3 protein-coding genes are annotated in these 12,887 nt (G+C 56.7%); all 3 read right to left on the bottom strand.

The features are described from left to right. On the bottom strand, window positions 1–5,256 hold a 5,256-nt coding region (locus tag JNN07_12800), incomplete at its 3' end, for an RHS repeat-associated core domain-containing protein (GenBank protein ID MBL9168615.1). An 805-nt stretch (window positions 5,257–6,061) separates the two neighbouring features. Further along, window positions 6,062–9,277 carry a hypothetical protein gene (locus JNN07_12795; GenBank protein ID MBL9168614.1) on the bottom strand — a complete coding sequence of 1,072 codons (3,216 nt, stop codon included), beginning with the start codon at window positions 9,275–9,277 and terminating at the stop codon, window positions 6,062–6,064. 520 nt (window positions 9,278–9,797) lie between these two features. After that, complete coding sequence (locus JNN07_12790) at window positions 9,798–12,743, bottom strand: hypothetical protein (protein ID MBL9168613.1); 2,946 nt, start codon at window positions 12,741–12,743, stop codon at window positions 9,798–9,800. Between the last annotated feature and the right edge of the window lie 144 nt (window positions 12,744–12,887).

Raw genomic sequence — 12,887 nt, 5'->3', positions numbered from 1 at the left:
TGGGTTGAGAGGGTCAATGGGACCTGGGTCCACGAAAATGTCTCGTCCATCGGGATCGATTTTGGTGTTTGGTCCGTTCTCAACAAACGAATAATAGTTCAGCCCTCCTTTGTCGCCAATCGGATCCCTGGATAGCCACCTCCCCGTGGAAGCGTTGTAAAACCTGTAACCGTAGTAGAGCAGATCCGTTTCATCGTCCTGGTATTTGGTGGAGAACCGGAACGGGTTGTTCTTGGCCAGGGTTCCGCTGGATCGAATGGATTCGCCGAACGGCCCATACTCGTAGGTTCCTGTGATCGTGCTCGTCCCGCCCTGCCCGGTCACCAGAGCTGTCACGTTCCCGTTGCCGTCATACACGGGCACATGCGTACCCACCGTGCCGGTGTGCTCCTTGATCGCTACCAATCCACCCACCCCTCCCGCCCCTTGCATGCTCCCGCTCAGATCCATTCCCCAAAGGAAACTGCGCTGGACGACACTCGCCCCATCGAGCACCAGCACCACATTCCAACCGTCATACACATACCGCTCCTGCTTAGCCGGGGTGTTGGGGCTGGCTACGGTAAAGACTCCTTTGTAAATCCGCCTTCCCAGATAGTCATACCTAAACTCGAGCCGGATCGGCGTGGTTCCCGGAGGACTATTGGGCAGTGCCACACTCACCATGTTCGTGAGCCGGTTCTCCGCATCCCAATGATAGGTCCAGCGACCATCCTGCATCAGGTTCCCATCGCTGTCATGGGTGTACACCTCGTTCTTGACCGAAACAAAGATTCGTCCCGCTTGCGAACTCCCGCCGCTAACGGCAACGGTCACCTGCGGGTAAGCCATCACGGTATCCGAGGCGCGTGCAGTAATCTCATGCCTGAAATACTCCCCTTGGGTGTAGGACACCGGCACCGCAGCTCCCGCATCGAGCTTCACCGTCACCGCTCCCCGGGCCACCCCGAGCACATCCAGTGTCGCGGGCACCTGCCGGGAGGTATACTGGTTGGCATCGTTCACAGCATAGGTGAAGGAGCGAAGGTTCGCTCCTTCCGAGTCCCCGCCATTGGCGGCGGTCTTACGATTGCCGATATCGTCAAAACCATATTCGTATTGCTGGCCAGGAACGGGAGTTCCGTTGGCCCAGAACCGCTTTCCGCTGATCACCTGCCCTAACCGATCATACTCATAAACCCAATATGACCCATCAGCAAGCCTCGTCTGGACCCTCTGATTGGCATCGTTGTAACTATACCCATACGAATACGTATTTCCAGCCTGAGCCACCGAGCTTATCGTTCCCAAGCGATCCAGATTGTCCCAGACCTTGCTGACAGTCACCACCGTGCTCGGCGTGGTCAGGTTCGTTTTGACCGTTACCCCGCTTACCAACCGGCTGTTCGCCAGATAGCTGTAGTCCGCAAAGAACGTTCCATCGTCAACTCGGCTCAGCCGGCTGGACGTCGTCTCATAGGAGTAGGTAGCGGTCTTGTGAGTCGTCACCCCCTGCCGAGCATAGACATGCCACGGGCGGAACAGCGAATCATAGTCCCGGTCCACCTTAAAGCCGCTGAGAATTCCACCGCTATAACCCTCCGTCGTCACTTGACCCAGATTGTTATAGCTATAGGTGATGATCATCCCATCCCGATGAGAAGCGCTCACCAATCGGCCCCGACGATCATAGGTCAGGGTTCGCGACCAGGGGGAGTCCACACCCCCGGTGAAATTCACCGTTTGGAGCTGGCCCCCATTGTTGTAGGCATGGCTAGCCGCCAGACCGCGCTCCAGCACCTTGGCTAGAAGTCGTCCGCCGGGTGTGTAGGAATAATCATCCGTTGTGTCGGCCTCTCCCGGATGCACTTTCCGAACCAGCCACCCTCGCTGTTGGCTATACACCCAGGTCGTCGTCGCGGGATTCAGGGCTCCTGCCTCCGTCCGCCATGTGGTCATGCTCGTCATTCGCCCCTGCGCATCGTAGGTATAGCTCGACGCATACGTGCGGCTGCCGGACACCTTTTTCACCAGTCCCGACGGCCAATACTCCGTCACCACCGCCGTGCCATCCGGTTGAGTCACTGTGGCCGGTCGCCCCATGTTATCGTAGACCGTGACCGTGGTGAGCGCGGATTGCCCCATCCCTGGTAGCGGACTGGTCGAACTCGTTACCTGATCCGAGTTGTTATACTGGTAAACGCTCGCCCCGTTTCGGGCGTCGGTCATTGTCGAAACTCGGCCATGGGCATCGTAAGCATACACCTTGGAGGTCAGTTGCGCATGGGTGGTCCCCTTTTCGACCACGGAGTTGAGTCGGCCGTTGATCAGCCAGGTCAGGCTATAGGACCCGTCCATCGCAACATTCGTCACGTAACGGTTCCCACCGGTCGAAAACGCTGTCCACGTGAAACGGGTTTGCTGGGTCGGCCCGGAGTGCGCCGTATCCCACTGAATTAACCCATCGGCCGAGCTTTCGCTCGTAGAGACAAGCAACTCCTGCGGCGCGGTGTTACTCGGATCGTTGTTATCTGGATCCTTGTCATCCAGTTGGTAGGTTCGTGTTCGGTGTACTACTTTTGATCCGCTGCCGACAGTCTTGGTGACCACGTCCCGTACCACCCGCGTCAATCGGTCCTGACTTCCTTCGCTAGGGCTGTAAACCCCATCGCGGTCCATATCTAAGACCACTGTTTCCTGCTGCCCTTGACCATCGTATCCATAAAGCGTCACGACCCCATCGGGGTCTACCATTTTCCAGAGCTGTCCGAGTCCATTGTAGTAGCTAAGCGACGTCGCACCGTCGGCGTGCACGGTCTTGTAGCTGCGGCCCAACGGATCGTAATACGTGGTGACTATTTCCCAGGCATCGGCCCCGGTCTCATCAAGTTTGATTTGCTGTGTGTACATGCGGTTGGCTCCCCCATCGAGACCAATGTCATGAACATATCGCACCGGCTGCACGGCGGTGCCGGTTAAGGAGACCATCGTTCCATCCTGGCTATAGGTTTCAATGCGAGTCGCTCCGTCAGGGTACGTCGTCGTGTGAACGCGCTGCCCCGCCACGGTCGTCTCGCTGTGGACCGTCACCTTGGAGAGCGCATTGGTTTCGCGAACCACATCGCCGAGACCGTTATACTGGGCTTGGCTGATCGGGTATTGGCTATTGTCGGTTCCCTTGCGATAGGTGACCAAGGTTCGACCCAAGGGATCGAGGGCCATGATCGTTTGAATTCCTAGCCGAGTCACATTCACCAGGCGGCTGTTGAGATCGTAACCGAAGGTCGTTGTGACTCCATCTTGGTCCGTGTGGCTATCTAGAGCGCAGCAGCCATACACCTGAGATTCAGACCGTCCGTTCAGATGCACGACATTCAGAGGACGTAAGTAGGAATCAAACCCGCCGTAGACATCGCTCTTGAGAGTCAGCCCATGCGAAGTCGGAATGAAAGCGTTTACTGTTTTAAGGGTCTCGCTTTTGAGCCTGCCAGCTCCATTCAAAACCCGGATCGCTTCAAACCCCACATCGATTGCTGTCTTGGACGGGTTGGGTTGACCTCGCTTCTCCGTCACGGTCAAGTCCGTGCCCGTGAGGGAGTAGGACCAGAACGTCATGGTTCCGTCCGGAAATTGCATGCTTTCCGGCCGATTCAACCAGGTCCCAGAACTGTAAAACGTCTCGATTGTCCGTAAATTGCCCACGTCATTGAAACCCGAATTCGGCAACACGCCCTCCACTGCCTGTCTTTCAAACTGGGAGACGGTGGCGAAGCGAATCCGAACGGCCTGGTTTTTATACTTTTCGATAACCGTCCGCGGTGTGAATTTTTCATATGCCGCGTCGTCGCTCGTACTGGAATGAACGGTGTAATCGAACTCCGTCCGTTCGTTGACGCTGTCCCCCGAAGAAAAAGGCTGATTTCCTACCTGCCGGGTATGCCAAGAGAGACGGCCGTCAACCTGATCCCAGCCAAACTTCTCCCACCTCCCATCGGAATGTTCTACGGAGCCAATCAAGGGCACAAGGGCAGTCATCGTGTTCCAAGTCGGCGGCAACTGATATCCGTAAACGACACTCTGGGAAGTCGCGCCATCCTCCAAACGCTCCTCAACCAATTTCGCTGCAAACCCAGCCGAAGCATTCGCCGCCAGCTCATAACGACGTCGGCGCTGAAGGGATGTTGCCCCAGTGGGCAGGTAAACCGCCTTCGTGAGCAACTCGGCCGGTCCTCCCCCTGAGCTGGGGATTCGTTCGGTAAGAAAGCTCGTCACGCCATCCGGCATCACCAGGGTCCAGGTCTTCGTGGCCTCGACGTAGGTATAGTTGTAGCTCTTCGTGGACGCTCCGCGCGTCTCAGAAATCCTCAAGCGGTTGTAGACCGTCGCCGAAGCGTCCGGGTTCTCGATCGTGTAGGTCACGGATGGCGAACCGGAGACGGCATAGATTAGCGTGGTGGGATTCTGAGCACCGACTTGTGCGATTGGATAAAATTTAACCTCAAACTTGTAGGCATTGACAGTTTGAACATCCATCAACGCCAACGAGGTCTTCACCTGCCGCAGAAGGCCCTGAGCTAAGATTTTCTCCACACCCGGAGCCATCGGGACAAACTCAAGAATCGAAGGACTATAGTTCGAGGGATTCGGCGCTGGCCTCGAAAACGATACTTCCCCCACCTCCCCCTGCCCTAGTTGCATGCCCAGACTGAACCGAAATCGCGGGTAAATCTCCCCTCCACCGTCGCTTCCTCCAGACAAGCTGGGATCATACTCCATGGTGACAGCTCGCGCGTCGGTGAGCGTATCGGGCATGGGCCGTCCCGTGCCCGAGCCAACGGAATGAGTCGAGACACCTAACTCTGGTGCGCCCGAGGCAGAATCGCCGCCGCAACTCGAGCATCCAGGACCGCCGCTAAAACCGCTGCCTGATGTTCCCCCGACGCCCCCCGTACCCGGTGTAGCTCCGGGATCATGCTTGTGATTGAATTTGACCTTCAGGTTTGCGGCGTACGTAACGCCGGGCTTCTCGGGCGGAGACGTCGCGAAGTTTCCGGTGGTTACCACCGATCCGTTGCCAGAGAACTTACAGCTCTTGTCCACCGTCTCTAGTGTGCCATCTTCAAATTGGGATACCTCCTGCCACTCCAACTGGTAGAGGTAGTCCTCAGATGTCTGGATCTTAAACCGATACTCCATGCGAGTGGCCACGCAGGACAAGTCAAGATAGCAAAGTTTGAGACTCGCCGCCCCAGAGCCCACCGTGTAGTTTGGAGGCAAAGCCCGGCCTTCTACGATGCCGCGCGACTCCGCGATAAGATCCGGGGTCGAGAAAAGATCACTATAGGCACGAGTGTAACTCTCCGACTTGGTATCGGCAGCAGACCAGTTCGGGCAGGAGGAATTCCCGATCGCAGTCCTAGTGACGATTTCTGTTTGATCATTGGGAGTTGTCGTCCCTCCACCGTTAAGGACCCAGCACGCGTGCCCAGCAAACCCAACAATCGTGGTATAACACGTCGCGCTTGGTGACCAGCTTTGTCCATTCCAGGTTGCGCTACAGCTTCCAGGACCCGCAATACTTGCGAATCCGGACCCCGTGAGCGCCAGGACAGCAGAACTGTTGTCTGGCGTTGCGTTCCCACCAGGGATCGAGCAAATCATGTCGGTCGTCGCAGGCGGAGAAGAGTAGGTGGCCTGCGTCATACGATTTACGTCTTGGCTAATCCCTGGGATATCGATACCGATCACGTCGGTAGCTGTCTCCGTTCGATAGACGTTCCGATAGGTTTTTCCAACCCCAGAAAGCGCTCCCCAGAATCCAACTTTGGCACGCGTGGCGGAAACCGTTCTGACTTCACATAGCACAGCGCATTTGGGGCAGGAAGTCGAGTCGCCCAGCGCCGAGACAACCAATGATAGGCCGATTACTCCCCCGATGATCGGTCTAAATTGTGCCTGTTCCCCCCTCGCGCTCAGCGGGCTGTTTTTTCTCGTCGATCGTCCCTTGATCTCCATATATCGTTACTTAGTCTCCGGTAGTCTAAAACCCGATCAGTCGTACCCTCCCCGACGAGGAATCGAATTACTTCAACACCGTGAAAACGACGAGGGCCGGATTGGCCAATCCGTTCGGCGAGTTGTAGAAATTGAACGGGCTCTCTCCAACATCCGCCACATTGTTTCCATTAACGTCCTCCATCACGTCCCCGATGCCGTCTGAATCGCCGTCGGCCGCCGCGTAATTCCCAGGTGAGCCGGTTACGCTCACGTAATGGTAACCCAAATCCACCCAGCTTCCGGCATCCTTCACGTTGCTGGCGTGCAGAGTGTGGTGAAAGAGCGTCGCATTGGCTGGACTCCGGGAACCGCGATCCACCGATTCGAAGAACATGCTTCCACTGGCCCCTGTCGTTTTCACATATTTGTCTCCCAATGCGCCTGGGGAGTCGTAATCAGCCGTCGTGATCGTCCGGTTAAACGATCCGCTGATGGCCGTGCCTCCGAGGTAACCGTTGTAGTCACTAGGGATTGTCAACCCGGCCGCGACATTCTTAACGATACTTACGGACTCGAATACATTGTCCCGCAGAGTCCAAAGGGCATCGAGCGCGCTGTCTCCGTAACTCAAGGTGAGATCTCCGTTCGTCATCGTGTTGTTGTACAGCCGTAGATCGAAAATCTGCAGGCCACTGATCGTATATTTGTCAAAAACCATGGAACAGCTTTGGAACAAGTTATTAGTGAATCCTACTTTCATTCCTAAACTGCCGGCGGCTACGGCTGTCCTGATGTTCCAGATCCGGCAATCCTTGAGCTCGTAGGCTCCTACGACCCAGGTGCCATACAAGTTACCCCCGTAAAGCAAATATCTCCCCGAGAATCCAGAGGCCACATGGCCGAGCTCCGTGAAGCGGAACCGCACCTCCGCTGAGGAATAACCGAATCCTCCGACGCCGACCAATCCCCGATACCCATCGCCCAATCCGATCTGGTTTGTCTGTTCTTGAATCGATGTGTAGGAGACCAGCCGGTTCATTTGCAGAGGGTGACCAAAGGACCACAGTCGCCCGGTGCTCGCCATCTTAAATCCCACGGCTCCATGAGTCGCCACCACCACGCCGTTGGTCAGCACCAAATCCGAACTCACCACCACATTCGATACCGAGTAGTCCGCACTCAAATAGTGATACCCCAGATCGAGTGCCCCAAAATCGCGTTCCACATACCGTCCCCAAATCGTGGGGACGGCAACCGTCCCCTGCATAACGCACGGCGCTTGGGTCGTCATCTGCTTCAAATCCGACGCCAACGCGGTGTTTGCAAGGGTAATGCCTTTCCCTCGGTAGGGGCTGGTTCGGGGGAGATAGTGAGCCCCTGCCACAGCTGATTGAAACACCCCTGCGTCCAACGTGCTCTGAACCACGTGGGCCTGACCCAGAGGCGTGTAATTCAAGCCATTAGTCACTGCCATCAGGAGACTGTTCTTCAAGGCCAGCGTCGGCCCCGTCGAGAACGTCCCGCACCGATGCACCGTCACCTGTTCTCCCGAACTTGTAGCCAGGTTTGACCCTGTGAACCCAGTCGTCACATCGTCCATCAGAACGTTGTTCAGCGTCAGCGACGCTCCTGTACTCGTCGATTGTTTGTTGATCCCGACCGCGCAATTCACCAATTGGCTATGCCACAGCTGCAGGTTTGATCCGTTATCGAGCCGGATCGCTTCGTTCGCCAACCGAACGCTCAGATGGCGCAGGTTGTAGCTCTGGTTGGCTCCATTTAGGTGAAGGGCGGGGTATCCATAAGTCTTCCCACTGGCGCTCCCCGCAAAGACCTGGTCGCCCACTGAATTATCAAAGGCAGAAGTGCAGATTATTGGCCGATAAGCCGAGCCTCCAAAGACCACCGGACCAGAAAACTCCAATTTTTTGCCGGCACCAGAGTTAAATTTGATGACTACCCCTGGTTCCGCAACGGTGGTTCCTGACAAAATCACGGCGGAATTCACGTAATACGTCTCGCTCGCCCGGAGCCGCTGATTGGCGGCGGTCACCAGGGTTACATAGTCCATACAATATCCCTTGGCGGCCCCATCCATCGCTGCCATTTCTGCGCGTCGTTTCCATCGCTGGGTCTGAACTCCCACCTTGACGCTTTCCATTCGCGAAGGTACCCACTTGGCGGTGGTCGTCACGGTAGTCGGCGACTTCCCTATCGCTCCTGCTCGAGCCACCAGAGTGTCCTGACCCTGTTTTTTGGACTTCTTCATCGCGGCCTGGTGCTTGAGCAACTCCCGATGCGGAAGCCTTTCGATCAAGAAATGCCTACCTTCCCGGACTTCCCACCGCTTCAATACCTGCGCCGAGCCCGCGTCATTCCGATCCGCACTCACCGGGAAGGCACGTCCGTTGCCGAATCGAACCGAGCCGAAATCCAACTGGTGGTCCTCCAACTCCGGTAACGCAGCTCGTCCGGCCTGCAGGGCCGGTTCAGGCAGCACCTGCACCGCTTCAAAAGATCCTTCGGGCACCTCCACGAATTCGCTGAAAATTTCCAAAAGCGTCGAGTCACTGTTCAAATCAAACGCTTCAGGTGGTGGCGGTAGTTCTTGCAACACAAGGTCCTGTTCAAATGAACCACGTCGAAAGATATATACCAGATCACAGGCGAACTCTTTGCAAACATCTGGGTACACCACCTGATTGTCCCCGACTAGTTCGCCGGTGGAGTTTTGGAGCGTACCGATTTGCACTGAAGCCCCTGTCTTCACATCGGTGTAGCCAATGCCGATAAAGTGGGAACGAAACCTCTTTCCGTCTGGCGCCCGATAATCAATGCATCCCTCGGTCGCGGCATCCGGGGCGAAAATCACCTGATGAAGCCCTCGCCGAGCCACGGCATGATCCCCCACCACCTCGATCTTCTCCTCGGATGGAATCCATTGCCCTTGGGAATAGTATCCGACGCCATTGGCAAGTTCGTGAAATCGGTTCGTGAGGTACAGTGTGATTCCCCCCTCGCCAACGAAGGACTCGATCGTTTCCCATGTGATATGATGGGGCCCGATCTCAGCCACCTCCGTTCCAATCTGCTGCGTTCGTTCGTATCGAGTGGGCGCTCCTATTGGTTCGTCCACTCCATCCTGGATCGCGTTCTGAGCCACACCAGCTGAACTTAGGGCCAGCCATCCGGCGACCGCGTAAAGCTCCATTCTATTCTTCCACCCGCTGGATGAGCGAGAAGCATCATTGATGCGGGTGCCTACTGAGCTCGTCTTCGGGTGAACTCCGGATGCAATCATATGCTTCACATACTCCTTCGCTGCCTTGCTTCAGATTATCACGAGTTCCGTTCATGATTTTTTTACCTGACCTTGGCATTGTTGATGAACAGATACGCCGATTCAAATTCTCCGCAAGCGGAAAATGAAATTACCCGAGTATTTTTTAGAAGACGCCCTTAGCTCATGACAATCGTGCACACAGGGGAATACGGGCTGCTCTGGAAACCTCCCACATTCGGGGGATACTCATCGGCATCCATCACATCTTTCCAGGTTCGCGAAGCAACAGTTGGATGCGCTGAGAGATAGATGCCCGCCTCGGTTGAGGAGTGAAGGGCCGAGCTGGCCCATGCCACAAAAAAATTCGCCCGCCAACTCTGCACAGAGCTGACGGGCGAAACCGAGTGGGGACCACGGGAGGGGTGTGGCACACAGAACGTCGAAACCTCCCGCGTGTCCTGGGGTCCAGGTCCAGAACAAATCAAAGTTCCCTCGGGCCCTGAACCGCAAGCCCGAGGGAACTGGATGCGGACGCGGATTACTGAATGATCACGCGATAGAACTTGCTGGGATCAGCTCCCACCGCAGCGTTCAGTAGGACATCAGCACCGGTGCCAACGACCGCCGCGCCTTCATTCACCCAGTTAGGGCTCAGAATGCTGGTGGTGGATTGCAGCTGATAGGACTTTCCGACTACCGACTGGATCGCCATGTTCAGAGATCCGGAGCTGATGCTGATAACAATGGACGGGGCCGGAGGCTCGACCACTGTGGCCGATTCCTTCTGCCCGGCGCCCATGGGCGTCAACACTCCGTAGGCGCTCAAGGCGGTCCACCCGGCCGCCCAGTTCACCTTGTTGAACGCGCCCTTGTAGTTCACCTGGGCATAGAAGCCGTCAGCAGGGGCCAAACGGTCGGTGCTCAGCGCCGGACTGCCTGCGGCCGGACGAGGATCCAGCTGGGAGTTGGCAGTGCGGCTGATCGAGGTCAGCATCGGGTCCACAATGTCGTTCTGGCGAGCGGCGTCGGAGAACAGCACCGAACTGTTCAGGATATCCAGATTTGCGGCAGTGTTTCCATCAGTAAAACCCCACCAGATGTTGTCCTGGAAGTCCAGATTTCCGTTGTCCAGATGATTCTTGCTACGAGCATCGATCGAAACACCCCGTTGGGCGAAGTCGGTGAAGATGCTGTTGTAGAGCCGCGGAGAAGAGTAGTCCCGAATGGTGAAGGCATTGTTGTTGTTTCCACCACTGCCGGCACCGGCTCCGATGATCGTGGCGTTGTGGATGGTGAACTGGGCCAGGGGGCTGTTGCTGACCGCCAATCCCTGGGGCTCACCGTTGAGCTCCATGCCTTTGTCCCGCACGTCCGGCGCTTGCAGCGCAAACCAAAACTGATGCTTACCACTGTGACCTTGATCGGCATCAAAAGCGTCGTCGTCGTTAAAGGCGCTGATCAGGTAGCGCGTGTTGACCGTGCCGCCGAAGAACTCAAACCCGTCGTCCTTGATGGCGTAGGTCTCGACGCATTCGATGATCGTGCCACGGCCCACCGCACCGAGTGACAGCCCGTTGATTTCCTTGTTCGATTCCAGGACCTTGCCACCATGGCGGATCGACACATATCGCATCACACCAGAGCTGTCGTCGTCGTCCTCGCCACCGAAGATGAACTGTGCGTAGTTCGGGTTCGTGGACGGAATGCCCTCGTAGACGTCGAACTTGGGTGAGGCGGCGTTGCCAGCAGCATCGACAGCAGTATTGATGCGGGCGCGTCCCAATAGCACGACTCCGCCCCACAAACCGCGGTCCCACACTCCCAGATCCTCGCTATCGTTGACGTCGTCCACCTCGGCCGTGAAGATGATCGGGTTCAACGCCGTGCCCATGGCCATGAGCTTACCACCACGAGCCACTACCAAGGCGCTGATGTTGGCGCCTTCGCCCCCTTTACCCTTGATAACAGTACCCGCTTCGATGTTCAGCACTTCGCCCTGCTCGACGAAGACAAAGCCGTTCAGGACATAGGTGTTGGTGTTGTACCAGTTCACCGTGCCGCTGATATCCGTGTTGGCGACCTGAACCACGTTCTCGGGCCTTCCTCCGAGAGGAGGGGTGATGCCGTATTGTGAAAGCGCTGTCCAGCCACTGGTCCACAGAGTGGTGCCATCGAAGGCACCCTTGTAGCCTGCCTGAACATAAAACGGGTCGTCGCTCGGCGGCATACGATCGGTGGACAGGGCCGGACTTCCAGCCACGGGCCGGGGATCGAGATTCATCTCATTGGTCCGGCTGATGGAGCGAAGCATCGGGTTGACGATCGCATTGCGGCGGTCGGCATCGCTGAAAAGGATGGCCCCGTTCAGGATGTCGAGGTTTGCGGCGGTGTTTCCATCGGTGAATCCCCACCAAATGTTGTCGCGGAGATCCAGCTTGCCGCTATCGAGATGCTCCTTGCTGCGAACATCGATCGAAACCCCGCGCTGGGCAAAGTCCGAAAAGATGCTGTTGTAAATCCGAGGCGAGGCATAGTCGCGAATGGTGAACACGTTGTTGTTGTTGCCTCCCGCTCCGGCTCCCGCTCCGATGAGCGTCGCATTGTACACCGTGAACTGAGCCAAGGGGGTGTTGCCCACAGCGAGACCCGCAGGCTCACCGTTCAGCTCCATGCCCTTGTCGCGGACGTCCGAAGCCTGCAGCGCGAACCAGAACTGGTGCTTGCCGCTGTGCCCCTGGTCCGCATCAAAGGCGTCGTCATCGTTGAATGCGCTCACCAGATAGCGGGTGTTGACCGTGCCGCCAAAGAACTCGAACCCGTCGTCCTTGATCGCATAGGTCTCAACGAACTCGATCGTGGTGCCGCGACCGACAGCGCACAAGGACAGGCCGTTGATTTCCTTGTTCGATTCAAGCACCTTGCCGCCATGGCGGATCGAGACATAGCGGAGAATTCCTGAGCTATCGTCATCGTCGTCCCCACCATAGAAAAACTGCTGGTAATTGGGGTTCGTCGAGGGAATGCCTTCATAGACGTCGAACTTCGGGGTCGCTGCATTCCCGGAGGCATCTATGGCGGTGTTAATCTTGGCGCGTCCCATCAGCACCACGCCACCCCACAGACCCCGGTCCCAGATTCCCAAGTCCTCGGGGTCAGTGACGTCGTCCTGCTCCGAGGTAAAGATGATCGGACGCGTGGGGGTGCCCACGGCAAAGAGCTTGCCACCGCGTGTCACGACCAGGGCGCTGATATTCGCACCCTCTCCGCCCTTGGCCTGCACCACTGTTCCGGCTTCAATGCTCAACGTCTCGCCTTGCTCGACAAACACGAATCCGTTCAGGACGTAGGTGTTGGTACTATACCATTGAGTGCTGCCACTAATGTCAGCGTTGGTAATCTGAATGGTGTCACCGTTCGCCGCCACGCCTGCAAGCAGGCACCCGGCCGCCAGTCGTCCGATTGTTTTTTTGAACTTCTTCTTCATGATTTTCAGTTTGGGTTGAGTTCGGTTATGCCCGAGGAATATCGTCCAACCCCATGGCACTCGGTGGTCACCAGGGTTACGAAGGAGTTAAAGCATTAGCGAAATCCATCGAAATGATGACCGCCGAGTGTCACTCGCGGACTA

Source organism: Verrucomicrobiales bacterium (assembly GCA_016793885.1).
GTDB lineage: Bacteria > Verrucomicrobiota > Verrucomicrobiia > Limisphaerales > UBA11320 > UBA11320.
Note: the sequence above shows the minus strand (reverse complement) of the source record. Positions and strands in the feature narration are given on the sequence as shown.

Excerpts from the sequence above, each read along its gene's own strand:
- JNN07_12790 (MBL9168613.1), bottom strand. The coding sequence starts at position 12,743 with ATGAAGAAGAAGTTCAAAAAAACAATCGGACGACTGGCGGCCGGGTGC.
- JNN07_12795 (MBL9168614.1), bottom strand. The coding sequence starts at position 9,277 with ATGATTGCATCCGGAGTTCACCCGAAGACGAGCTCAGTAGGCACCCGC.